Origin of the sequence: Variovorax terrae, from assembly GCF_022809125.1 — a bacterium.
GTDB lineage: Bacteria > Pseudomonadota > Gammaproteobacteria > Burkholderiales > Burkholderiaceae_C > Variovorax_A > Variovorax_A terrae.
This window is the reverse complement of the sequence record NZ_JALGBI010000002.1, coordinates 383,438-407,731: the sequence shown is the minus strand read 5'-3', so window position 1 is coordinate 407,731 and position 24,294 is coordinate 383,438. Positions and strand designations below refer to the sequence as shown.

Here is a 24,294-nt window from a genome sequence, read left to right as displayed (position 1 = left end):
CGCGCCAGGCGCCAGCACCTAAGATTCTCCTTCCATTCATCGCCCGCCCCATGACCGCACGCTCCCTTCCCGGCCATCCCCATGTCGCCTACCGCGGCAACGACCTGTTCATCGAAGATGTGCGTCTGGCCGACCTGGCCCGCCAGCACGGCACGCCCCTGTTCGTCTACTCCAAGGCCGCCATGCTGGCGGCGCTGGCCGCCTACCAGCGCGGCTTCGCCGGGCGCCAGGCGCAGATCTGCTATGCGATGAAAGCCAACTCCTCGCTCGGCGTGCTGCAGGTGTTTGCGCAGGCCGGCTGCGGCTTCGACATCGTGTCGGGCGGCGAGCTGGCCCGGGTCCTCGCCGTGGGCGGTGACCCGCGCAAGGTGATTTTTTCCGGCGTCGGCAAGACCCGCGCCGAGATGCAGGAGGCGCTGCAGGCCGGCATCGGCTGCTTCAACGTCGAGAGCGAGGCCGAGCTTGAGGTGCTCAGCAGCGTGGCGGTGCAGGCCGGCCAGCGCGCGCCGGTGAGCATCCGCGTCAACCCGAATGTGGACCCCAAGACCCACCCCTACATTTCCACCGGCCTCAAGGGCAACAAGTTCGGGGTGGCCCACGAGCGTGCGCTGGCCACCTACCAGCGTGCCGCCGCATTGCCGGGGCTGCAGGTGGTGGGCATCGATTGCCACATCGGCTCCCAGATCACCGAGGAGACGCCCTACCTCGACGCGATGGACCGCGTGCTGGACCTGGTGGAGACGATCGAGGCCGCCGGCATTCCGATCCACCACATCGATTTCGGCGGTGGCCTGGGCATCGACTACAACGGCGACACCCCGCCGCAGGCCGATGCGCTCTGGGCGCAGTTGCTGGCCAAGCTCGATGCACGCGGCTTCGGCCAGCGCCAGCTCATGATCGAGCCCGGCCGCTCGCTGGTCGGCAATGCCGGCGTCTGCGTGACCGAGGTGCTGTACCTCAAGCCCGGCGAGCAGAAGAACTTCTGCATCATCGATGCCGCCATGAACGACCTGCCGCGCCCGGCCATGTACCAGGCGTTTCACCAGATCGTGCCGCTGTCGCCGCGCGCCTCGGCCGCGGCCACCTGGGACGTGGTCGGCCCGGTCTGCGAAAGCGGTGACTGGATCGGCCGCGACCGGGCGCTGGCCGTCCAGCCGGGCGACGCCCTGGCCGTGCTGTCGGCCGGTGCCTACTGCATGAGCATGGCCAGCAACTACAACACCCGCGGTCGGGCCGCGGAAGTGCTGGTGGACGGCGACCGGGCCACCCTGATCCGCACGCGCGAATCGGCGGCGGACACCTTCGCGCACGAACAGCTGCTGCCCGGCTGAGCCCTGGATGCGGGGCCTTGACCTGCGTCAAGGCCCGCCGCGCAGCAGCGGCCTACAGTGGCGCCTTCATCCCCGAAGGCCTTCATGTCACCCCCCATCGAGATCTACCGCGACCGGCACCACGCCTGCCTGATGTTCACCGACCTCATCGAGGAAGACGGCCAGGCCGTGCAGGCCAACCAGTTCCTGATCGTGGACCACGGCACGGGGGCGGTGCTCGACCCCGGCGGCAACCTGGCGTTCAACGAGATGTACCTCTCGATCTCGCGCGAGTTCTCGCCGCAGCGGCTGTCCTATCTGATCGCCTCGCACGCCGATCCGGACATCATCGCCTCGCTCGACCGCTGGCTCACCTCCACGCCGGCCAAGCTGGTGATCTCGCGCGTCTGGGAACGCTTCGTCCCGCATTTCACCAAGGTCGGCAAGACCGACGGCCGCATCATCGGCGTTCCCGATGGCGGCGGACGCCTGCCTCTGGGCGAGAGCGAACTGTGGCTGCTGCCGGCGCACTTCATGCACGCCGAGGGCAACTTCCACTTCTACGATCCGGTCAGCCGCATCCTGTTCACCGGCGATCTGGGCGTCTCCATGACCTCTGGCGCCGATGCGGCGCGGCCCGTGACGCGGCTGCAGCCGCACCTGCCCCGCATGGAAGGCTTCCACCGGCGCTACATGGTGTCCAACAAGATCCTGCGACTGTGGACGCGCATGGCGCGCCAGCTCGACATCTCGATGATCGTTCCCCAGCACGGCGCACCGCTGCAGGGCGCCGCCATCGGCGAGTTCATGGACTGGATCGAGAACCTGATGTGTGGCGTGGATCTGTTCGACGACCGCTCCTACCAGCTACCGACGGCCGTCATCGACGGCCAGAGCCTGCAAACCCGGCCCAGCCTGCGCGTGGTCAACGCCTGACGGGCTTGATCCCGGCCGCGCCCGGCGTGTCCATCAACCGGCCCAGCGCACGCCAGGCCCGCCAGCCCAGCAACAGCGCGAGGATGGCGCCATAGACCGCCACCTCGGCAAAGTTGTGCTTGCCCGCGCGCATCCAGAAGAAGTGCAGGATGGCCAGGCCGGCGATGCCGTAGACCAGCCGGTGCAGCCACTGCCAGCGCGCCGCCCCCAACGCCCGGATGGCGCGGTTGAACGAGGTCGCCGCCAGCGGCGTGAGCAGCACGAAAGCGCTGAAGCCCACCAGGATGAAGGGCCGCTTGGCGATGTCCTTGGCGATGTCGTCAAGCGCGAAGCTCATGTCGAAGCCGGCATAGCTCAGGAAATGCAGCGCGGCGTAGAAATACATGAACAGGCCCAGCATGCGGCGAAAACGCGCCAGCGCCGGCAGGCCTGCGATCACGCGCAGCGGCGTCACCGCCAGCACCAGGCACAGAAAGCGCAGGGTCCAGTCGCCGGTGGCGCGGATCAGGTACTCGGCCGGGTTGGCGCCCAGATTGTTGGTGAGTACGCCATAGAGCAGCCAGGCGAACGGCAGCAAGGCTGCCGCAAACACCAGCGGCTTGGCCGCCGGGTGCATCAGCCACGGGGAGGCGCGCATCAGTAGTTCTTCTTGAGATCCATGCCGGCATAGAGCTGGCCGACCTGGGGCTCGTAGCCGTTGAACAGCAAGGTCTTGCGCTTCTTGGCGAACAAACCATCCTCGCCGATGCGGCGCTCGGTGGCCTGGCTCCAGCGCGGATGATCCACGTTGGGGTTGACGTTGGAGTAGAAGCCGTATTCGTTGGCCGCGGCCTTGTTCCAGGCGGTGGCCGGCTCCCGGTCGGTGAATCGGATGCGGACCAGGCTCTTGCCGCTCTTGAAACCGTATTTCCACGGCACCACCAGGCGCACCGGCGCGCCGTTCTGGTTGGGCAGCACCTCGCCATACATGCCGAAGGCCAGCAGCGTCAGCGGATGCATGGCCTCGTCCAGGCGCAGGCCTTCCACATAGGGCCAGTCAAGCACGCGCGAGCCGACGAAGGGCATGGTCTTGGGATCGGCCAGCGTGATGAACTCGACGTATTTCGCATTGCCCAGCGGCTCGACCTTGCGGATCAGCTCGGCCAGCGAGTAGCCAACCCAGGGAATCACCATCGACCAGCCCTCGACGCAGCGCAGGCGATAGATGCGCTCTTCCTGGGCACTGAGCTTGAGCAGGTCTTCCAGCGCGTACCTGGCGGGCTTCTTCACCAGGCCATCGACCTCCACCGTCCAGGGCGTGGTCTTGAGCGTGTGGGCGTTCTTGGCCGGGTCGGACTTGTCGGTGCCGAACTCGTAGTAGTTGTTGTAAGAGGTGGCGTCCTTGTAGTCGGTGAGCTTTTCCATCGTCACCGCACCCGCCACCGCCGACTTCGCGCCGGGCAATGCGGCCAGCTTGCCCGGCCGCGCCACCTGGGCCCGCGCGTCGCGGGCCGCCCAGGTGGCCAGCGTGGCGCCGGCCACGCCCGTGGCCATGAGCTTGAGCAGGTCCCGGCGCCCCTCGTACACGTGCCGCGGCGTGATGTCGCTGGCGCTCGAATGGATGAAACCGTCGCGAGGGGTCTTGATCAGCATGGCCGTGTTCCTTGAGATGTGCCGTTCGTCGCTCTACGCGGGAATTTCTTACAAGGATTCAGCCCGCGGCTACAAGGTTCCGTAGCTGTGCAGGCCGCTCAGGAACATGTTGACCCCGAGGAAGGCAAAGGTGGTCACCGCCAGCCCCGCCAGCGCCCACCAGGCCGCCACGGTGCCGCGCAGGCCCTTCATCAACCGCATGTGCAGCCAGGCCGCGTAGTTGAGCCAGACGATCAGGGCCCAGGTCTCCTTCGGGTCCCAGCTCCAGTAGCCGCCCCAGGCCTCGGCGGCCCAGAGGGCGCCCAGCACGGTAGCGATGGTGAAGAAGGCAAAGCCGACCGCGATCGACTTGTACATCACGTCGTCCAGGATCTCGGGCGACGGCAGCCGCGCGGCGATGCGCTTGCGGCCCAGCAGGATGCCCGCGGCGATCAGCGCCGAGATCAGGGCGTAGCCGACCCAGTAGCTGCCGCCGGCCTCGGCCACGCCGCGCTGGCGGAAGGCGATAGGCACGAAGCACAGCGCCGCGCCCAGCAGCCAGATCGGCGTCAGCTTGTGCCAGCGGGTTTCATGGGCCTGCTGCTTGATCAGGTAGGCGAAGGCCACCATGGCCGCCAGCGAGAAGGTGCCGTAGCCGATGAAGTTGGCCGGCACGTGCAGCTTCATCCACCAGCTCTTGAGCGCGGGCACCAGCGGCTGGATTTCGTGGGCTTCGCGCACCACGGTATACCAGAGCAGGAAGCCCACCGCCGCGCTGACCACCAGCATCACGAAGGCGCCCAACGCGCGCGTGTTGTACTGGGCCTCGAAGTAGAGGTAGAACGCGGCCGTGAGCCAGCAGAACAGCACGAACACCTCGTACAGGTTGCTCACGGGAATGTGGCCCACGTCCGAGCCGATCAGGTAGCTTTCGTACCAGCGCACCATGGTGCCGATCAGCGCCATCGTCACGGCGGCCCAGGCCAGGCGCGAGCCGATCATTTCCATCGTGGCGCTCTGCCCGCGCCCCACCATGCCGAGCCAGTAGAACGCCGTGCTCATGAAGAACAGCACGCTCATCCACAGAATGGCCGACTGGCTGGACAGGAAGTACTTGAGCCAGAACACGCTGTCGGCGCGCGCCAGGCTGCCCTGGTAGGACAGGATGCCCAGCAGCGAGCATGCCGCCACCACGAGCATCAGCACACGCAGCGGGCGCCAGAACCAGCCCAGCCAGATGACCGCGGGCATGGCGGCGAGCAGGATGCCTTTTTCGTAGACGTCCATCGCACCGCTGTAGCGCGAGAAGGCGAACAGGCCACCGGCCACCGCCAGCACGGCGAACAGCCAGTCGAACCAGGTGCGGCTGGAAAAATAACTCTCGTTCAAGGTCACGACACGGGTGTCGCTCGCGTGGGTTGCGGTGTTCATGCGGTCTCCTGCAACAGTTTCGTCTTCAGTTGCTCAAATTCCCGGTCGCCGTCCATCGTCTTGCGGTTGGTCGACATTGCCATCGTGGCGTGGCTGGCGCCGCCATCGCCGTGCGGCGCCAGCCAGATCCAGATCCGGCGCTCGCGCACATAGAGCATCGCAAAAATACCCAGGATGAGCAAGGCACAGCCCAGGTACACGACGTTCTTGCCCGGCGCGCGCGCCACCTGGAACACGCTGGCCTGGACCTGGGTGAAGTCCTGCAGCTCGAACGCCATCGGGGCCGGATACAGCTGCGCATCGCCCAGCGACAGCACGGCCTGCGTCATGAAGCCCTGCGTCTTCTCGCTGGGCTCCAGCGGCTTCAGGCCAGCCTGTTCGCGCGTGATCTGCGCCAGCTCGAAGAGCACGCCGTTGAGGATGCGCACCAGCACTTCGCCGGCCCGGGCCCGCTCGGCCTCCGGCACGTTGGCTTCCATGAAATCGGAGATGGCCTGCAGGCCGGCCACCTTGCCGGCCTCCGGCCCCTCGGCGCCCGCGAACAGGGCCAGCGCGCGCGATGCCGAGGCCGCCAGCTGCGTGCCCAGCTCGGGCCGGGCGGCGTCCACCGCCTTCGCGGCGTAGCGCTTGACGGCGAGCTCGCGCAGGGCGGTGTCGGACAGCGCCGAGCGCAGGCGCATGAAGCCGTCGAGCCCGCCCTGGTCGTCGGCCGGGATGCGTAGGTAGCGGAAGGGCTCGGCCGGCGTGTCGCGCACGCCGAGCAGGAACACCGGGGGACCGCCATCGCCCATGTCGACCGGCAGCATGTAGTTGTGGAATTCGCGCGCCTGGCCCGCGCTGTCGCGCAGCTTGTAGTTGATGCTAGGGCCGACGTTGCGCAGCTCTTTCTTGGTCACGGTCTTGTTGGCCGCGCCCAGGCGGGCGTCGATCGACTCGCGCAGATCGACCTTGCGCACGTCGGCGCCCGAGCCGCCGCCCGCGAAGTTCTCGACGTTGATCACGCGCAGGCCGGTGTACTCGAGCGTGAGCTTCTCGGCCCCGTCGCCCTGGCCCTTGGCGAGTTGGGACGAATTGCCGATGACGCCCTCGATCTCGAACGGCCGGACCAGCCCGTTCATCGGCACCGCCCGGAGCTTGACGCTGGAGCCGCCGTCGTCGAAGCTCGACTGGTAGATCTCCACGCCCCGGTAGCTGGCCGGGTGGTTGACCTCCACGCGCGCGGGAATCTGCTCGCCGGTGGCCTTGTCGTGGATCACGATGTCGCTGGCGAACAGCTTGGGCATGCCCGTGGAGTAGTAGTCCACGACGAACTTCTTGAGCTCGATGGAGAACGGCAAATCCTGCAGCATCACCCCGTCGGACTGCGGCAGGATCGCGGTGGAGGACTGCGCCCCTTCAGCCACCAGCAGGTTGCCGCGGAACGTGGGGTTACGCTCGCTCAGGCGGTGCTCGGGCTTGACTTCGGAGATCAGGCCGCCGCCGGTGTACGGCGTCTTGCCGTTGAACCACATCTGGGCGCGCACGATCAGGTCGCCGTCGAGCAGGCCGCCCAGGCAGACCAGCACGATGGCGCTGTGCGCCGCGATGTAGCCGAGCTTGTTGGCCGCGCCGGCCTTGGCGGCCAGCATCCAGCCATGCTCGCGCTGCTGCAGCTTCACCTTCCAGCCGCCGCCGACCAGGGTCTTGCCGAGCCGGTGCGCGGCGGCTTCGGGGCCATCGGGCAGCACCGCCTCGGCCCGGTGGCCGAAGGCCTTGAGGCTTTGCTCGCGCAGGTTTTCCTTGTAGGCCTTGAGGTCGACCAGGATCTTGGGCGTGTTGCGCGCGATGCACAGCGAGGTGCTGATGACCAGGAAGGCCAGGATCAGCAGGAACCACCAGGCGCTGTAGACCGCCGGCAGGCTGACGGCCTCGAACACCGCCGCCCAGAACGGGCCGAACTGGTTGATGTAGTTGCCCAGCGGCTCGTGCTGCTTGAGCACGGTGCCGATGATGGAGGCGATGCAGATGACGGTCAGCAGGGAAATCGCAAACCGCATCGAGGACAGCAGTTCCACGCCCGAGCGCAGGGCCTGCGAGCCGGCTCTGACGCGGAGTCCGTGGGTGGAAACTGACATGGGGGCAGGAGGGAAAATGAAACAAAAAAGGCGGGCCATCCGAAGATCGGCCCGCCTTTGTTAGGGTTTGTTGTCGGCGGTTAGTTCAACCTGGCGCCGCGCTTTTCAGCGCAGGCCGGCAATGTAGTCGGCCACGGCCTTGATTTCACGGTCATTGAGCTTGGCCGCCACATCGGTCATCTGCGGGCTGTTCTTGCGGCCGCCGTCGCGGAAGGAGGTCAGCTGCGCGGCGGTATAGTCGGCATGCTGGCCGGACAGGCGCGGGTACTGCGAGGGGATGCCGGCACCGTTCGGGCTGTGGCAGCCGGCGCAGGCGGCGACCTGGCGGTCGGCGATGCCGCCGCGGTAGATGCGCTCGCCCAGGGCCACGAGCTCCTTGTCCTTGGCGAAGCCGGGCTTGGCCTTCTTGGCGGTGACCCAGTAGGCGATGTTCTTCATGTCGTCATCGGACAGCGCCGTGGCGAAGCCCTTCATGATGGCGTTGTTGCGCTTGCCCGACTTGAAGTCCTGCAGCTCCTTGACCAGGTACTCCGGGTGCTGCTGGGCCAGCTTGGGGTTGGCCGGGGTGCCGGAGTTGCCGTCGGCGCCATGGCAGGCCGCGCAGACAGCCGTGAAGCTGGCTTCGCCCTTGACCAGGTCGGGCTTGGCGGCTTTCTTCGGCTCCACTTTGGCCTCGGCGGCTTTTTCGTCGGCGGCGAAGCCGGAGACGGCGGTCACTGCCAGCAGGGCAGCGGTCGTGAGGGTGGCAAGCAACTTCATGGGGGGATCGAATTTATTGCGCAAAACCCCATGATTCTACAATGCCGATCCGGGTTTCCCCGCAATTCCAAAGCAGCTCATGAACTCTACCCCTGGCGATACCGCCGGCGCCAAACCCGCCACCACCGTGGCATTGGGCTGGTTGCACACCGCCAAGTTCCTCACCACGGCGCCCCAGTTGCAGTACCTGCCGCCGCTCGAGGTACCGGAAATCGCCTTCGTGGGACGCTCGAACGCCGGCAAATCCACCTGCATCAACACGCTGACGCAGCAAAAGCGGCTGGCCTTCGCCTCCAAGACGCCGGGGCGCACGCAGAGCATCAACCTGTTCACCCTGGGCAAGCAGGGCGTGACCGACGCGGTGCTGGCCGATCTGCCAGGCTATGGCTACGCCGCCGTGCCCAAGAGCGACAAGCTGCGCTGGCAGCAGGTGATGGCCAACTACCTGATGACGCGCGAGAACCTGCGCGGCGTGGTGCTGCTGTGCGACCCGCGCCACGGCTTGACCGAGCTGGACGAGATCCTGCTGGAGGTGATCCGCCCGCGCGTGGAGGAAGGCCTGAAGTTCCTGGTGCTGCTGACCAAGGCCGACAAGCTCAACAAGACCGAGGCGGCCAAGGCGCTGTCCATTGCGCGACTGCAGGCCGGCGGCGGCGAGGTCAAACTGTTCTCCGCCCTGAAGAAAAAAGGGGTGGATGAAGCGGCGCTGCTGCTGTGGCAGTGGGCTCATCCGGATTCGGACCCGGCCGCCTGAGTTTCGCCGCCCCGCGCCCGGTTTTCAAGCCAGATCGGCCCGATGTCCAGGTGGGACGGACATCAGCCGCTATCATTTTTGCAGCAAATGATTGAAACCTTCCAGCAGGCCCTGCCGCACGGCATCACCCTCAGCTGCCGTGCCGCCGGACGGCGCGGGCAGCCCGTGCTGATGTTCCTGCATGGTTTTCCCGAGGCTGCGTTCGTGTGGGACGAATTGCTGCTGCATTTCGCCCGGCCGGAACACGGCGGCTACCGCTGCATCGCACCCAACCTGCGCGGCTACGAGCGCTCGAGCGCGCCCGCCGAGGTGTCGGCCTACCGCGCCAAGCACCTGGTGCAGGACATCGCGGCACTGATCCGGATCGAGGGGGCTCCGCTCGAATGCCTGGTGGCCCACGACTGGGGCGGCGCCGTGGCCTGGAACCTGGCCAACCAGTGGCCCGCACTGGCGCACCGGCTGGCCATCGTCAACTCGCCGCACCCGGGCACCTTCCTGCGCGAACTGCAGACCAGCCCGAAGCAGCGGGCCGCCAGCGCCTACATGAACTTCCTGATCCGCCCCGACGCGGAAGCGTTGCTGGCCGAGCACGATTTCCGCCGGCTCTGGGAGTTCTTCACCAACGGCGGCGGCGCGGCCTGGCTCACCGACGACGTCAAGGACCAGTACCGCGCGGTCTGGGGTCCGCGCGCCGACAGCGCCAGCGGCCTGACCGGCGGCTGCAACTACTACCGCGCCTCGCCGCTGCGGCCGCCGCGCGGCGACGACCCGGGCGCCGCGGCCATCGCGCTGCCGCGCGAGATGCTGACCGTGGACCTGCCCACGCTGGTGGTCTGGGCGCTGGACGACATCGCGCTGCCGCCCGAGCTGATCGACGGGCTCGACGACTACATCCCCCGGCTCACGCTCAGGACAGTGGAACATGCCACGCACTGGATCGTGCACGAGCAGCCGCAGCTCGTGGCGCGGCTGCTGGGTGATTTTTTGCTACAGAATCAATAGCATCCAATGACCGCCTGACGAGGACATCCGGGCCATTTGACCCTGAATTTCAGTACACCGGCGGCTCGCCCGGCGGGCGCGACTTGAAACGCTTGTGAACCCAGTAGTACTGGGCCGGCATGGCGTCGATGTAGCCCTGCAGGCGCTGGTTCATCAGCGCGGTGTCGGCCTGCGGGTCGTCGCTCGGAAAATCGGTCCAGGGCGCCAGCACCTGCACCTCGTAGCCTGTGGGCGTCATGCGGGTCACCACCGGCACCACGCGCGCGCGCCCCAGCCGGGCGAAGCGCGAGAGCGAGGGCACGGTGGCCGCGCTCACCCCGTAGAACGGCACGAAGACCGATTCCTCGGGGCCGAAGTTCATGTCGGGCAGCAGGTACAGCGGCTCGCCCTCGCGCAGCGCCGCCACGATGGCCTTGACACCGTCGGCCCGGCCGAACAGCCGGGCGCCGCCAAAGCGCTGCCGGCCGGCCAGGATCCAGGCGTCGAGCACCTTGTTGGCCTGGTCGGTGTAGATGGTGGTGTAGCGGCGCGGCAGCTGCTGCGTGAGCGCCGTCCAGCCGGCGTCCAGGCCCACGAAATGCGGCGCGAAAATGACCGTGGGGGCCTCGCCCCGCAGCGCCTCCAGCGCGCCCGTGAGGTGCAGCCGGCGCCGCACCGCCCCGGGGGTGCCGTGCCAGAGCCAGCTGCGGTCCAGCCAGGCCTGGGCGAAGTGGATGAAGACCTGCCGCGCCAGCGCCTGGCGCCGCTGCGGGGTCCAAGCCGGGAAGCACAGCGCCAGATTGGTCTGGACCACGCGGCGGCGCGGCACCGCCAGCAGGTAGAGGGCCCAGCCGAGCAGCCAGCCCAGCGCGCGCACCCAGGCCAGCGGCAGCACGCTGAGCAGGCGCATGAACAGGACTCCGAGGTGGGACAGCATCGGCCGGGTTCCTCAGGCGTCCTCGCGCGGCTGCTTGTAGCGCGCGTAGCCCCACAGATAGGCGTCAGGGCGCTTGAGAATGAGCTGCTCCATCGCCGCATTCAGGGCCGCGGCCGCCACCTCGCCGGGCTGGTCCAGCGGCAGCGCCAGCGGCTCGACATGGATCACGTAGCCCCGCCCGCCCGGCAGCCGCTCGCCCCAGGTCATCAGCAGCGGCGCCCCGGTCTGCTGCGCCAGCCGCAAGGCCAGCGTCATGGTGTAGGCCGGCCGGCCGAAGAACGGCGCCCACACGCCCAGGCCCTCGGGCGGCACCTGGTCGGGCAGCATGCCGATCACCCGCCCCTGCTTCAGCGCCTTGAGCAGCATGCGCACGCCGCCGGTGCTGGCGGGCGCCAGCTCCAGGCCGCAGGCCGAGCGCCCCTGCTTGAGCAGCGCGTCGAACCAGGCGCGCTTGGCCGGCCGGTACAGCGCCATCATGGGGCCGCGCTGCGTCCCGAAATGCGCCATCTGCGCCTGCGGAATCACCTCGAAGCAGCCCAGATGGGGCGTCATCAGGATGGCGCCCTTGCCCTGCGCCAGCGCGGCCTCCAGCAGCGCCGCCCCCTCCCAGCGAAGCAGCGCCTGCTTGTGTGCGGGCGGCCGCAGCCAGATCCAGGGCAGTTCGCTGGCCAGCCGGCCGGCGCCGGCGATCGCGCCGCGCGCCCGCGCGAACGGTACGCCGGCCTGGACGATGTTTTCATGAAAGCGCCGCCGGTACGTGGGCGAGCCCAGGTACACCAGCCAGCCCAGCGCCGCCCCCAAAGCATGCAGCAGGGACAGGGGCAATCGGGCGCTCAGGCGAAAAAGAAACTGCATGCGGTAAAATAACGGCGTCGCTGAGTTAAATGAGCAACTTGCAGGGCGACGTAAAACAAATCTGCTAAAGCGTTCGCCAGGGCTCCGAAGCTCAGGGCAACGCCCAAAAGCTGAACACAGGAGTTTATTCAAAATGGCGAACGATTTTCTCTTCACGTCCGAATCGGTTTCCGAAGGCCACCCCGACAAGGTCGCCGACCAGATCTCGGATGCAATCCTCGACGCGATCTTCCAGCAGGACCCGCGCAGCCGCGTGGCCGCCGAAACGCTGACCAACACCGGCCTCGTGGTGCTGGCGGGCGAGATCACCACCAACGCGCACGTCGACTACATCCAGGTCGCGCGCGACACCATCAAGCGCATCGGCTACGACAACACCGAGTACGGCATCGACTACAAGGGCTGCGCCGTGATGGTCTGCTACGACAAGCAGTCCAACGACATCGCCCAGGGCGTGGACCACGCGAGCGACGACCACCTGAACACCGGCGCCGGCGACCAGGGCCTGATGTTCGGCTACGCCTGCGACGAAACGCCCGAGCTGATGCCCGCGCCCATCTACTATGCGCACCGCCTCGTGGAGCGCCAGGCCCAGCTGCGCAAGGACGGCCGCCTGCCCTTCCTGCGCCCCGACGCCAAGAGCCAGGTCACGATGCGCTACGTGGACGGCAAGCCCCACAGCATCGACACCGTGGTGCTGTCCACCCAGCACAGCCCGGACCAGAGCGAAACCTCGACCAAGATGAAGGCCAGCTTCAATGAAGCCATCATCGAGGAGATCATCAAGCCGGTGCTGCCCAAGGAATGGCTCAAGGAAACGCGCTTCCTGATCAACCCGACCGGCCGCTTCGTCATCGGCGGCCCGCAGGGCGACTGCGGCCTGACCGGCCGCAAGATCATCGTCGACACCTACGGCGGCGCCTGCCCGCACGGCGGCGGCGCGTTCTCGGGCAAGGACCCGAGCAAGGTCGACCGCTCGGCCGCCTACGCCGCGCGCTATGTGGCCAAGAACATCGTGGCCGCGGGCCTGGCCAAGCAATGCCAGATCCAGGTCGCCTACGCGATCGGCGTGGCCAAGCCGATGAACGTGACGGTCTACACCGAAGGCACGGGCGTGATTCCGGACGACAAGATCGCCGCGCTGGTGAACGAGCACTTCGACCTGCGGCCCAAGGGCATCATCCAGATGCTGGACCTGCTGCGCCCGATCTACGAAAAGACCGCCGCCTACGGCCACTTCGGCCGCGAAGAGCCCGAGTTCAGCTGGGAGCGCACCGATCGCGCCGCCCAGCTGCGCAACGCGGCCGGCCTCAAGGGCTGAGCCGTTCCACCCGGCGCAGCGCCTGCCCCATCCCTGCCAGCCGCCTTCGGGCGGCTTTTTCATGAGGGTGCGACCCAGCCCCCTTTGACACCAAGGTTCAGGCCGGCGGCTGGCCCTGCCCGGCGATCTGCTCGCGCAGCCGCTCCTCCTGCTCGCGCAGCTCGGGCGTGAAGGCCTCGCCGAAGTCCTCGGCTTCGAAGACCTGCCGGATCTCGACCTCCGACTCGCCCAGCATCGGGTTGGGGCAGCGCCTGACCCAGTCGATCGCCTCCTGCAGCGAGGCGCATTTCCAGATCCAGAAGCCGGCGATCAGTTCCTTGCTCTCGGCGAACGGCCCGTCGGTCACCGTGCGGTTTGGGCCCGAGAAGCGCACGCGGGCGCCCTTTGCGCTGGGATGCAGGCCCTCCCCGGCCTGCATCACGCCGGCCTTCACCAGCTCCTCGTTGAAGCGGCCCATGTCGGTCAGCAGCTGCTCGCTGGGCATCACGCCGGCTTCACTTTCCGGGGTGGCCTTGATCAGAATCATGAATTTCATATCGCTCTCCTTGTTGGGTTGCGGAACATTCTCGCTCCACCTGCACGACGCTCCGGCCGGCGCGGTATCGACATCGGCACGGCTTTTTTCCACCCTTGGCCAGGGCCGCATCTTGAAACCCCGGCAAAAGCCTTTATGATTAGCACTCGCAAGGATTGAGTGCTAACAAGCGCCGAGATCCGGCAAGTTAACGGGTGCCAACCTTCGGGTTGGTACTTTTTGATGTCCCAACCCATTGTTTCAGAACAAGGAGATGCAATGAAACTTCGTCCCCTGCACGATCGCGTGATCGTCAAGCGCATTGACAGCGAAACCAAGACCGCTTCGGGCATCGTGATCCCCGACGCCGCCGCCGAGAAGCCCGACCAGGGTGAAGTGCTGGCCGTGGGCCCCGGCAAGAAGAACGACAAGGGCGACATCAGCCCGGTCGGCGTGAAGGTCGGCGACCGCGTGCTGTTCGGCAAGTACAGCGGCCAGACCGTCAAGGTCGATGGCGACGAACTGCTCGTCATGAAGGAAGAAGACCTCTTCGCCGTAGTCGAAGCCAAGTGATTTTGCGGGGCCGGCCTGGCGCCCGCCCCAATTGATTCAGACATTTAATTCTTGGAGCTATTCAAATGGCAGCAAAAGACGTAGTTTTCGGCGGCGAAGCCCGCGCGCGCATGGTCGAGGGTGTGAACATCCTGGCCAATGCGGTCAAAGTGACCCTGGGCCCCAAGGGCCGCAACGTGGTGCTCGAGCGTTCGTTCGGCGCCCCCACCGTGACCAAGGACGGCGTGTCCGTGGCCAAGGAAATCGAACTCAAGGACAAGCTGCAGAACATGGGCGCCCAGATGGTCAAGGAAGTCGCTTCCAAGACCTCTGACAACGCTGGCGACGGCACCACCACCGCCACCGTGCTGGCCCAGGCCATCGTGCGCGAAGGCATGAAGTACGTGGCCGCCGGCATGAACCCGATGGACCTCAAGCGCGGCATCGACAAGGCCGTGACGGCCCTGGTCGAGCAGCTCAAGAAGGCCTCCAAGGCCACCACCACCTCCAAGGAAATCGCGCAAGTCGGCTCCATCTCGGCCAACAGCGACGAGACCATTGGCAAGATCATCGCCGACGCGATGGACAAGGTCGGCAAGGAAGGCGTGATCACTGTCGAAGACGGCAAGTCGCTGGACAGCGAACTCGACGTCGTCGAAGGCATGCAGTTCGACCGCGGCTACCTGTCGCCCTACTTCATCAACAACCCCGAGAAGCAATCGGCGCTGCTGGACAACCCCTTCGTGCTGCTGTTCGACAAGAAGATCAGCAACATCCGCGACCTGCTGCCCACGCTGGAGCAAGTGGCCAAGGCCGGCCGTCCGCTGCTGATCATTGCCGAAGAAGTCGAGGGCGAAGCCCTGGCCACGCTGGTCGTGAACACGATCCGCGGCATCCTGAAGGTCGTGGCCGTCAAGGCGCCTGGCTTCGGCGACCGCCGCAAGGCCATGCTGGAAGACATCGCCATCCTGACGGGCGGCAAGGTCATCGCTGAAGAAGTGGGCCTGACGCTCGAGAAGGTGACCCTGGCCGACCTGGGCCAGGCCAAGCGCATCGAAGTGGGCAAGGAAAACACCATCATCATCGACGGCGCCGGCGCTGCCGCTGACATCGAAGCCCGCGTCAAGCAAGTGCGCGTGCAGATCGAGGAAGCCACCTCCGACTACGACCGCGAGAAGCTGCAAGAGCGCGTGGCCAAGCTGGCCGGCGGCGTGGCCGTGATCAAGGTTGGCGCTGCCACCGAAGTCGAAATGAAGGAAAAGAAAGCCCGCGTGGAAGACGCCCTGCACGCCACCCGCGCTGCCGTGGAAGAAGGCATCGTGGCCGGCGGCGGCGTGGCCCTGCTGCGCGCCAAGCAGGCTGCTGGCGCCATCAAGGGTGACAACGCCGATCAGGACGCCGGCATCAAGCTGGTGCTGAAGGCCATCGAAGCCCCCCTGCGCGAGATCGTCTACAACGCCGGTGGCGAAGCCTCCGTGGTGGTCAACGCCGTGCTCAACGGCAAGGGCAACTACGGCTTCAACGCCGCCAACGACACCTATGGCGACATGATCGAAATGGGCATTCTGGACCCGACCAAGGTGACGCGCACCGCACTGCAGAACGCCGCTTCCGTGGCCTCGCTGATGCTGACGACCGAAGCCATGGTGGCCGAGTCTCCCAAGGAAGAAGCCCCGGCCGGCGGCATGCCCGGCGGCATGGGGGGTATGGGCGGCATGGGCGACATGGGCATGTAAAGCCATGCGCTGCCGGAGAAGGCGCAGGGCGCGGGAACCAACCCGCCCGGCTTCTTCCGGCAATGCCAGGGCGCCCTCCGGGGCGCCCGCTCAAGAAAAAAGGCCGCTCACGCGGCCTTTTTTCTTGAGGCTGGCCCGCAGGCCCCGGGCTACTGCTGTCCCGGCGTGCCAGCTCCGGCGGCGCGCTGTCCACCTCGGCGCCATAGGCGTTGGGCCCGATCTCGCCAGGCTGTGCGGCCCAGTAGATCAGCAGAATCCAGCCCAGCAGCGGGATGAACCCGACCAGCATCCACCAGCCGCTCTTGCCGATGTCGTGCAGGCGGCGCGCGCCGACCGCCAACCCTGGCAGCAGCAAGGCGATGGCGGCGATGAAGTAGAGCCAGTAGCTCAGCATCGATGTCACGAAGAGCAGGACGAACTGGAACAGGAAGAACCACCAGAACTCGGGGCGCGCCGCGCGGCCCGAGAAATCGGTGTACTTGCGAAGGCATGTCTTGATGGCTTGTTGGAAATCCATGGGTTTTTTCCTCCTCGCAGGACCATGTCGGGGCGAAGGCCCCGCGACATGATATGCGCAAGCGTGGCGCGCGGATATGTCAAAAACGGTGGTTTTTTTACGGCACCCGCTCATTCTTTGATAGCACCTCAAGCCCGCCCCACAACGACCTGAAGCCGGAATGGCCAGAAAACCCCAGGTTGGCGGCCGCGGCGCCGCAGGCTCCCGGCAGAACGCGGGCCCCCGGGGTCAGCGGCCGGCCAGGTGCCTGGCCACGAGCAGCCACATGACGGCCCACGCGGTTCCGAAGGCCCAGCCGCCCAGCACATCGCTCGCCCAGTGGACGCCCAGCGCCACCCGGCTCAGCCCCACCAGCAGGGTCAGCCCGGTCGCCGCGCCCAGGATGTACCAGCGCTCGCGCGGCCGGCTGTGCCGGCTCGCCAGCAGCGCCCCGAAGGTCAGGAACACGACGGCGGACATGCTCGCGTGCCCGCTCGGGAAGCTCAGCCCCGAAGCGAGGAATTCGGCGAAGGCCGCGCCAGGGCGAAGCTGCCCGAACAGGGTCTTGAACAGGGACACCAGCGCGGCGGCGCTGAGGATGGACATCGCCACCAGGGCCGAAACCATGCGGGCGCCGACCAGCGCCAGGTAGCCGCAGGCGGCCACCGTGAACACAGTCAGCACGACGGTGCTGCCGAGCCCGCTGAGGTCGCGCATGACCTCGGCAACCCACGGGTGATCCGCCCTCAAGGCCTGGGCGGCGTACAGCAGGCTGGTATCGAAGCCGCGGGTATCGCCCTCGGTCACCTCGTCCGCCAGGAGGATGAACACAACGGCCAGCAGCAGGGCCGCGAGCCCGGCCAGCAGCGGCCTGATCAGCGGGCGGTAGTGATCCGGGTCTTGCAAGGCCGACCGGGAGCGGGTGATCGCGGAGCGCCAGGTCACGATGGCCTCGCGAAGCCGCTAGCGCAGGCGCCGCAGCAGCCCGGCGGTCGAGCCGTCTAGCCCCGCCACGTCGCCGGAGGCCAGGCGCGGCTCGAGGTCTTTCGCCAGCAGCTTGCCGAGTTCCACGCCGAACTGGTCGAAGCTGTTGAGGCCCCACAGCGAGCCGCTCACGAACACGCGGTGCTCGTACAGCGCGATCAGCGCGCCCAGCGAGGCCGGCTCCAGCCGATCGAGCACGAGGAAGGTGCTCGGCCGGTTGCCCGGGAAATGCCGGTGGCCGCCGGCGTCGGCCTGCCCCTGCATGAAGGCCTGGGCCTGGGCCAGCGCATTGGCCAGCAGTTGCGGATGGTGGCCCGGCAGCTCGTGGCCCGCCTGCTTCACCGCGATGAACTCCAGCGGCACCACGTCGCTGCCCTGGTGCAGCATCTGGAAAAAGGCGTGCTGGCCATTGGTGCCCGGCTCGCCCCAGACCACGGGCGAGGTTGCATAGGGCAAGGCGCGGCCTTGGGCGTCCACCCGCTTGCCGTTGGACTCCATCTCCAGTTGCTGCAGGTAGGCCGGCAGGCGGCGCAGGGCGCTGTGGTAGGGCGCGATGCTGCGGCTGGTGAAGCCATGGAAGTTGCGATACCAGACGTCGAGCAGGCCCAGGCGCAGCGGCAGGTTGCGCGCCGGCGGCGCCGTGCGGAAATGCTCGTCCATGGCATGCGCGCCGGCCAGCAGCGCGCGAAAGCCCGAGGCGCCGATGGCGATGGCCAGGGCCAGGCCGATGGCCGACCACAGCGAGTAGCGCCCGCCCACCCAGTCCCGGAAGCCGAAGCAGGTGGTGATGCCGAACGCCTGCGCCGCCGCCGTGTGGGTGGTCAGCGCGGCGAAGTGGCGCGCGATGTCCTGCCCGCCGCCGGCCTCGAACCAGCGCCGCGCCGAGTGCGCGTTGGTCATGGTCTCGCGGGTGGCGAAGGTCTTGGAGGCGATCAGGAACAGCGTGCTGTGCGGCCGCACCTGCCGCAGCACGGCCGCGAGTTCGTGCCCGTCCACGTTGGAGACGAAGTGAAAGCGCTTGGCCCGCGTGGTGAATTCGTCGAGTGCCAGCACCGCCATCTGCGGGCCGAGGTCGGAGCCGCCGATGCCGATGTTCACGATGTCGGTGATGGCGTCGTCGGCCCGGACGGCCTCGGCATAGGCCAGCATCGCCTCTCGCGTGGCAAGGGCTTCGCTCGCCTCGTCTGCTATGTTTTCGATAGCACCCGAAGACCACTGCACCTGGACATCCGCCGGATTTCTCAATAAAAAGTGCAAAACGGCGCGCTGTTCGGTGCCGTTGACCGCCTCGCCGCCGAACATCGCATCGCGGTGCCGCTCCACGCCGCATTCGCGCGCCAGCGCCAGCAGCAGTTCCTGCGTGGCGGCGTCGATGCGGTTCTTCGAGAGGTCGGCGAACACATGCGGCGCCTGCTGGCTGAAGGCTTCGAAGCGGCCCGCCTCGGCGGCGAAGGCCTGGCGCAGATCGAAGTCGCGCGCGCCGCCGTCGAAGTGCCGGCGCAGCGCAGCCCAGGCCGCCGTCTGGTCGCAACGCGGGCGCGGCGTCATGGCGGCGGCCTCAGGCTGCGGCCATCAGCTGTTCGAGCTTCACCGCGTCGGCGGCGAAGGCCCGGATGCCCTCGGCCAGCTTCTCGGTGGCCATGGCGTCTTCGTTGAGCGCGTAGCGAAAGCCCGCTTCGTCGAAGTTCACCGCCGGCAGGTCGAGCGACCTGGCCGCCTGCGCGTCGAGCGCACGCGCCACCGGCGCCTCGCTCGCGGCCAGCTGGGCCAGCAGCTCGGGGCTGATGGTGAGCAGGTCGCAGCCGGCCAGCGCGATGATCTGGCCCACGTTGCGAAAGCTCGCGCCCATCACCTCGGTGGCGATGCCAAAGTGCTTGTAGTGCTGGTAGATCTGCCGCACCGACTGCACGCCGGGGTCGTTGGCGCCCGCGCGGGCGGCCTCGTCCCAGGCCGCGCCGGCCGACTTCTTGTACCAGTCGTAGATGCGCCCCACGAAGGGCGAGATCAGCTGCACCCTGGCCTGGCCGCAGGCCACCGCCTGGCAGAACGAGAACAGCAGCGTGAGGTTGGTGTGGATGCCGCGGCGCTCGAGCTGCGCGGCGGCCTGGATGCCCTCCCAGGTGGAGGCGATCTTGATCAGCACGCGGTCGATGTGCACGCCCTGGGCCTGGTACAGCTCGATGATGCGCTCGGCCCGCACCACGGTGGCGTTGGTGTCGAAGCTCAGCCGCGCATCGACCTCGGTGGACACGCGCCCCGGGATCAGCGACAGGATCTCGCAGCCAAAGCGCACCAGCAGGCGGTCCATCACCTCGTCCACCGGCTGGTGGCGCCAGGCGGCCACGGTGTCCTTGAGCAGCGGCGCATAGTCGGCCTTCTGCACCGCCTTGAGGATCAGAGAGGGGTTGGTGGTGGCGTCCTGGGGCTGGAAGGCGGCCAGCTGCCTGAAGTCGCCGGTGTCGGCGACCACGGTGGTGAACTGCTTGAGGGCGTCGAGTTGGTTCATGGCCTGATTATCCCGCGCCGCCATGCCCCCACGGGGACATCCGGGTTACGAAACCTGCACCACCGACACGCCATGCCCGGCCAGGCTCAAGCCGGCCTCGGCGCCGGGCGCCAGCACCTGCGCCAGGTCCGGCGAGGTCACGAAGATCGAGCCCAGTTCGGTCTCGAAGGTGTACTCGTAGAGGCTGCCCAGGTAGGCTGCCTTGGCCAGGCGCGCGGCCAGGCCGGCGCCGGGCGCGCCGATCTGCCAGGCCTCGGGGCGCACCGCCACCTTCACCGGGCCCTGCGCCATGGCGTGGCGCGGCGCAATGCGCAGCGGCCCCAGGTGCACCGTGCCCGCCGCATCGGCCGTGCCCGGGAACAGCATGGCCTCGCCCATGAAGCCGGCGACGAACTCGGTCTTCGGGTACTCGTAGAGCGACTGCGGCGTGCCGCGCTGGGCGATCAGGCCCTGGTCCATCACGATGATCTGGTCGCTCACGGCCAGCGCCTCGCTCTGGTCGTGGGTGACGTAGGCCACCGTGAGCTTCAGGCGCTGCTGCAGCGCGCGGATTTCCTCGCGCATCTCGCGGCGCAGCCGGGCGTCGAGGTTGGACAGCGGTTCGTCGAACAGCAGCACCGCCGGCTCCAGCACCAGCGCGCGCGCCAGCGCCACGCGCTGCTGCTGGCCGCCCGAGAGCTCGCTCGGCAGCCGCTCGTCGAAGCCGACCAGGCCCACGTTGCGCAGCGCCTCGCGCGCGCGGGCCGTGGCCGCGTCCCGCCCGACGCCGCTCATGCGCAGGCCGTAGCCCACGTTCTCGACCACGTTCATGTGCGGGAACAGCGCGTAGCTCTGGAACATCATGCTCACGTTGCGCTCGGCCGGACCCAGCGTGGTGACATCGCGCCCGCCCATCAGGATGGTGCCCGCGCTCGGCGACTCCAGCCCCGCGATCATGCGCAGCGTGGTGGTCTTGCCGCAGCCCGAGGGGCCGAGGATGGTGGTGAGCGTGCCCTGCGGCACCTCGAAGCTGATGCCCTTGACCGCCAGCGGCGCGTCCGGGTCGGTGCCATAGCGCTTGGTGACGTTGCGAAATTCGATGCCGTACATAAGTTGCCTTGGTGAATGGGGTGCCAGCGACAGCCGCGGAACCGGCTAGGCCGGGCCGCTGGCTGTGCCCCCTTGAGGGGGAAGCGCCGCAGGCGCTTCGGGGGCGGGCCTTCTTCGGCCCAGCCGGCGCTCGCCGACCACGAACTGGATCAGCGCGATGGCCAGCGACATCAGCACGATCAGCACCGTGCAGTAGGCCAGCGCCACGCCGTAGTCGCCGTTGCCGACGCGGCCGATGATGTAGGTAGTGGCCAGCTCGTTCTCGGCCGTCACCAGGAAGATCACCGCGCTCACCGTGGTCATGGCGCGCACGAAGCTGTAGACCAGCGCGGCCACCAGCGCCGGCTTGAGCAGCGGCAGCACCACCTTGAACAGCGTCTGCGAAGTGGAGGCGCGCAGCATCAGCGAGGCATCGTCAAGCGAGCGGTCCAATTGCTTGAACGCCGCGGTGCCGGCGCGCACACCCACCGGCAGGTTGCGGAACATGAAGCACAGCACGATGATGAGGCCGGTGCCCGTGAGCTCGAACGGCGGCACGTTGAAGGCCAGGATGTAGCTCACGCCCAGCACCGTGCCCGGAATGGCGAAGGCCAGCAGCGCGCCGAACTCGAAGGCGCCCTGGCCGCGGAACTCGTTGCGCGCCAGCAGCCAGGCGATCAGCAGGCCGAGGCCGGCGGTGATCGGCGCGGAGAGGCCCGCGAGCTTGAGCGTGGTGATCAGCGAGTTCCACGCGGTGCCGGCCCAGACCAGGCCGAACTGGCCCCATTCGAGCGCGAAGGCGGTCTTGAAGTGGTTCAGCGTGAAGGTGTAGTCGCGGCCCCAGGTCTGCACGAAGCCGCCGGCGAAGGCGAACAGGTAGACCACCACGGTGAACACGATCCACGGAAACGCGATCGCGTAGATGGTGCGGCGCACGCCGTCGGGCAGCGGCATGGCGATGCCGGCGTCGCCCTTGCCGCTGACGGTGGTGTAGTTCTGCCGGCCAAGCACGCCGCGCTGCAGCGCGAACACGGCGAGCGCGAACAGCGTGAGGATCCAGGCCAGCGAGGCCGCGCGGCCCGGGTCGTTCTGCGCGCCGACGATGGCGAAGAAGATGTCGGTGGACAGCACCGAGAAATCGCCGCCCACCACCACCGGGTTGCCGAAGTCGGCGATGCTCTCGATGAAGCCGACCAGGAAGGCATTGGCCAGGCCCGGCTTGAGCAGCGGCAGCGTGACGGTGAGAAAGGTGCGCCGGCGGTCGGCGCGCAGCATCTGCGCGGCCTCCTCCAGGCTGGGCGCGATGCCCTGCACCACGCCGCGCATGATCATGAAGGCGATGGGCGTGAAGGCAAAGAGCTGCGCCACCAGCACGCCCGGCAGGCCGTAGAACCAGCGCGTCGGCTCGATGCCGAACCAGGCTTCGAGCGCCTGGTTGACCACGCCCGCGCGGCCGAACAGCAGGATCAGGCCCAGGCCCACGACAAACGGCGGCGTGATGATCGGCAGCAAGGCCAGCACCTTGAGCGGCCCCTGCCAGCGCCGGCCGCCGCGCTCGGCCATCAGCGCCATCAGCGTGCCCAGAAAGGTGGTGCCGGCCGCCGCCAGCAGCGCCAGGAACAGCGTGTTCCAGGCCACGCCGCAGCGCAGGCCGCCGGCCAGGCAGCCCAGGCCCCAGATGCGCTCGGTGCCGATGCGCACGAACAACCCCGCGAACGACCACTGGCCGTTTTCATCGACGAACGCGCCCGCCAGCGCCTTGGCCACCGGGTAGGCGATGAACAGCGCCATCATCACGCCGCAGCCGATCACCGCGCCCGAGACGAACAGGTCGCCCCGGAAGAAACCGCAGCGCGCGAGGCCAAAGGCTGCCAGCAGCACCAGCGCGGCCAGCGCCACGGCGCCGCCCGCGCCGATGCCGAACTGGTTGATGGCGAGTTCGCCGAACCAGGTGTTGAGCACCACCACGCTCCAGCCGCGCGCACCGATCAGGAAACCGCTGGCCGCCAGGCCCGCGCTGCCGACCAGGCCGCCGGCCAGCAGCCAGCGCCCTTGCACCCGGCCGGGCTGCTGCAGGGCGCCCGCCGCGCACAGCAACAGCCCGAGCAGGCCGATGAACAGCCAGCCCCGGCCCTGCGTGGCGGCCTGCATCAGGCCATTGGCACCCTCGGCCTGGCTGAAGATCTGCGGCAGGGCCTGGTACCAGCTCGTGTCCTGGATCGCATACCAGGGCAGCGCCAGGTAGCCGAGCAGGCCAGCCGCGACGCAGAACCAGAGGGCGGCATTGGGCTGGCGCGCCGCGACGGCGCCGGCTGGCGGCCGTGACGCGGCCATCAGCGCGGCAGCGAGTTGACGTCCTTCTCCCAGCGCGCGATCAGGCGCCGGCGCTCGGTGCTGGCACCGTATTTCTTGTAGTCGTAGTCGATCATCTTGATCTTCTTGAAGTCGGGCACGTTCGCATCGACCGGCGTGCCCTTGTTCGACGGCAGCTGGAACTGCTTGGTCGCGGCGCCGAACTGCTGGGCCTGCGGCGTGAGCGCCCATTCATAGAACTTCTTGGCCTGATCGAGGTTGCGCGCGCCCTTGACGATGCTCATGGAGCCGATCTCGGCGCCCGTGCCCTCGGACGGCGTGACGGTCTCGACCGGGAAGCCCTGCATCTTCTCCTGCGGCGCATCGTGGATGAAGCTGATCGACACCGCGGTTTCGCCGCGCGCCACCGCCTTGATCGGGCCGGTGCCCGAGCGGGTGTACTGGCCGACGTTCTTGTGCAGGCCCTTGAGGTACTCGAAGGCCTTGTCCTCGCCCATCAGCTGCACCAGCGTGGCGATCATGGTGTAGGCGGTGCCGCTGGAGGCCGGGTTGGCGACCTGGATGTCGCCCTTGTACTCAGGCTTGAGCAGGTCGGCCCAGCTGCGCGGCACGGCCATCTTTTTCTTCTTGAGCAGCTCGGTGTTGTAGCCAAAGCCCAGCGGCCCGGAATAGATGCCGACCGTCCTGTAGCCCGACTGCTGGGCCTGCTGCTGCGCCCAGGGGTAGAGCTGCGCCAGCGTGGGCGACTTGTATTCGAGCGTGAGGCCCTGCTCGGCCGCCTGCAGGTGCGGGTCGCCCGTGCCGCCGAACCAGACGTCGGTCTTGGGATTGTCCTTCTCGGCCACCAGCTGCGCGAGCGCCTCGCCCGAGCCCTTGAGCGCAAGGTTGATCTTGACCCCGGTGGTGCGCGCATAGACGGTGGCGATCATGTTGCACCAGTCGGCCTGCACCGAGCAGATGACGTTGACCTGGCCTTGCGCTGCCGCGCCGAACGATGCCGCGGCCAGTGCCACGCAGAGAAGTGTTTTTTTCATGGCGAATGTTGGAGTAATTTGATTACGCCGTGAGCGTAGCAAATATGACAGATTCGTGACATCCGGAAAAACACTAGCCGAA

21 protein-coding genes and 1 pseudogene are annotated in these 24,294 nt (G+C 67.7%); 7 read left to right on the top strand and 15 right to left on the bottom strand.

Translation table 11 applies throughout. The features are described from left to right. Positions 1 to 50 precede the first annotated feature (50 nt). Positions 51 to 1,331, top strand: coding sequence for a diaminopimelate decarboxylase (gene lysA, locus MMF98_RS17335; protein WP_243307969.1), 1,281 nt, complete (start codon positions 51 to 53; stop codon positions 1,329 to 1,331). An 84-nt stretch (positions 1,332 to 1,415) separates the two neighbouring features. Then, complete coding sequence (locus MMF98_RS17330) at positions 1,416 to 2,246, top strand: oxygen-binding di-iron domain-containing protein (protein ID WP_243307968.1); 831 nt, start codon at positions 1,416 to 1,418, stop codon at positions 2,244 to 2,246. Here MMF98_RS17330 and MMF98_RS17325 read toward each other — a convergent pair. From MMF98_RS17325 to MMF98_RS17305, 5 genes are all read right to left on the bottom strand, one after another. Then, positions 2,236 to 2,883 (bottom strand): protein-methionine-sulfoxide reductase heme-binding subunit MsrQ, encoded by a 648-nt coding sequence (locus MMF98_RS17325; protein ID WP_243307966.1) that lies wholly within the window; start codon positions 2,881 to 2,883, stop codon positions 2,236 to 2,238. The two genes, MMF98_RS17330 and MMF98_RS17325, sit on opposite strands and share 11 nt — an antisense overlap. After that, positions 2,883 to 3,878, bottom strand: a complete 996-nt coding sequence (gene msrP / locus MMF98_RS17320; protein WP_243307965.1) for a protein-methionine-sulfoxide reductase catalytic subunit MsrP — start codon at positions 3,876 to 3,878, stop codon at positions 2,883 to 2,885. Before msrP ends, MMF98_RS17325 begins: the two co-directional genes overlap by 1 nt. Before the next feature lie 69 nt (positions 3,879 to 3,947). Next, a complete protein-coding gene (gene ccsB / locus MMF98_RS17315; protein WP_243307963.1) occupies positions 3,948 to 5,288 on the bottom strand; it encodes a c-type cytochrome biogenesis protein CcsB in 1,341 nt (446 codons plus the stop codon). Continuing rightward, a complete protein-coding gene (locus tag MMF98_RS17310) occupies positions 5,285 to 7,402 on the bottom strand; it encodes a cytochrome c biogenesis protein ResB (protein WP_243307961.1) in 2,118 nt (705 codons plus the stop codon). The genes ccsB and MMF98_RS17310 overlap by 4 nt, the downstream gene beginning before the upstream one ends. Positions 7,403 to 7,507: 105 nt before the next feature. After that, entirely contained in the window at positions 7,508 to 8,161 is a 654-nt protein-coding gene (locus tag MMF98_RS17305; protein ID WP_243307960.1) for a c-type cytochrome, read from the bottom strand. A 79-nt stretch (positions 8,162 to 8,240) separates the two neighbouring features. On the opposite strand from MMF98_RS17305, the gene yihA reads away from it, so the two are divergent. Together yihA and MMF98_RS17295 are read left to right on the top strand one after the other, a co-directional pair. Beyond that, positions 8,241 to 8,915: a ribosome biogenesis GTP-binding protein YihA/YsxC gene (gene yihA / locus MMF98_RS17300; protein WP_243307959.1), complete on the top strand. Its 675-nt coding sequence runs from the start codon at positions 8,241 to 8,243 to the stop codon at positions 8,913 to 8,915. 87 nt (positions 8,916 to 9,002) lie between these two features. Further along, on the top strand, positions 9,003 to 9,917 hold the full coding sequence (locus MMF98_RS17295; RefSeq protein WP_243307958.1) for an alpha/beta fold hydrolase: 915 nt from the start codon (positions 9,003 to 9,005) through the stop codon (positions 9,915 to 9,917). A gap of 49 nt (positions 9,918 to 9,966) precedes the next feature. Here MMF98_RS17295 and MMF98_RS17290 read toward each other — a convergent pair whose 3' ends face one another. Further along, on the bottom strand, positions 9,967 to 10,833 hold the full coding sequence (locus MMF98_RS17290; RefSeq protein WP_243307957.1) for an LpxL/LpxP family acyltransferase: 867 nt from the start codon (positions 10,831 to 10,833) through the stop codon (positions 9,967 to 9,969). Between the two features lie 12 nt (positions 10,834 to 10,845). Continuing rightward, positions 10,846 to 11,688, bottom strand: coding sequence for a lysophospholipid acyltransferase family protein (locus MMF98_RS17285; protein WP_243307956.1), 843 nt, complete (start codon positions 11,686 to 11,688; stop codon positions 10,846 to 10,848). Positions 11,689 to 11,821: 133 nt separating this feature from the next. Here MMF98_RS17285 and metK point away from each other — a divergent pair, with 133 nt between their 5' ends. Then, positions 11,822 to 13,009, top strand: coding sequence for a methionine adenosyltransferase (gene metK / locus MMF98_RS17280; protein WP_243307955.1), 1,188 nt, complete (start codon positions 11,822 to 11,824; stop codon positions 13,007 to 13,009). A gap of 97 nt (positions 13,010 to 13,106) precedes the next feature. Here the strand turns inward: metK and MMF98_RS17275 are convergent, their stop codons facing one another. Further along, entirely contained in the window at positions 13,107 to 13,544 is a 438-nt protein-coding gene (locus MMF98_RS17275) for a YciI family protein (protein WP_243307954.1), read from the bottom strand. Between the two features lie 258 nt (positions 13,545 to 13,802). On the opposite strand from MMF98_RS17275, the gene MMF98_RS17270 reads away from it, so the two are divergent. Together MMF98_RS17270 and groL are read left to right on the top strand one after the other, a co-directional pair. Further along, positions 13,803 to 14,096, top strand: a complete 294-nt coding sequence (locus tag MMF98_RS17270) for a co-chaperone GroES (RefSeq protein WP_243307953.1) — start codon at positions 13,803 to 13,805, stop codon at positions 14,094 to 14,096. A gap of 65 nt (positions 14,097 to 14,161) precedes the next feature. Continuing rightward, entirely contained in the window at positions 14,162 to 15,811 is a 1,650-nt protein-coding gene (gene groL / locus MMF98_RS17265; RefSeq protein WP_243307952.1) for a chaperonin GroEL, read from the top strand. Between the two features lie 208 nt (positions 15,812 to 16,019). On the opposite strand, the pseudogene MMF98_RS17260 reads toward groL, so the two are convergent. From MMF98_RS17260 to MMF98_RS17230, 7 genes and pseudogenes are all read right to left on the bottom strand, one after another. Continuing rightward, a pseudogene (locus MMF98_RS17260) lies at positions 16,020 to 16,328 on the bottom strand (DUF805 domain-containing protein); the annotation flags it as partial. A 228-nt stretch (positions 16,329 to 16,556) separates the two neighbouring features. Further along, a complete protein-coding gene (locus tag MMF98_RS17255) occupies positions 16,557 to 17,213 on the bottom strand; it encodes a phosphatase PAP2 family protein (RefSeq protein WP_243307951.1) in 657 nt (218 codons plus the stop codon). A 57-nt stretch (positions 17,214 to 17,270) separates the two neighbouring features. Next, entirely contained in the window at positions 17,271 to 18,839 is a 1,569-nt protein-coding gene (gene pgi / locus MMF98_RS17250) for a glucose-6-phosphate isomerase (RefSeq protein ID WP_243307950.1), read from the bottom strand. A 10-nt stretch (positions 18,840 to 18,849) separates the two neighbouring features. After that, on the bottom strand, positions 18,850 to 19,797 hold the full coding sequence (gene tal, locus MMF98_RS17245; protein ID WP_243307949.1) for a transaldolase: 948 nt from the start codon (positions 19,795 to 19,797) through the stop codon (positions 18,850 to 18,852). Positions 19,798 to 19,842: 45 nt separating this feature from the next. Then, a complete protein-coding gene (locus tag MMF98_RS17240) occupies positions 19,843 to 20,886 on the bottom strand; it encodes an ABC transporter ATP-binding protein (protein ID WP_243307948.1) in 1,044 nt (347 codons plus the stop codon). A gap of 45 nt (positions 20,887 to 20,931) precedes the next feature. Continuing rightward, a complete protein-coding gene (locus MMF98_RS17235) occupies positions 20,932 to 23,199 on the bottom strand; it encodes an ABC transporter permease (RefSeq protein WP_243307947.1) in 2,268 nt (755 codons plus the stop codon). After that, a complete protein-coding gene (locus MMF98_RS17230; protein ID WP_243307946.1) occupies positions 23,199 to 24,212 on the bottom strand; it encodes an ABC transporter substrate-binding protein in 1,014 nt (337 codons plus the stop codon). The genes MMF98_RS17235 and MMF98_RS17230 overlap by 1 nt, the downstream gene beginning before the upstream one ends. Positions 24,213 to 24,294 lie beyond the last annotated feature (82 nt).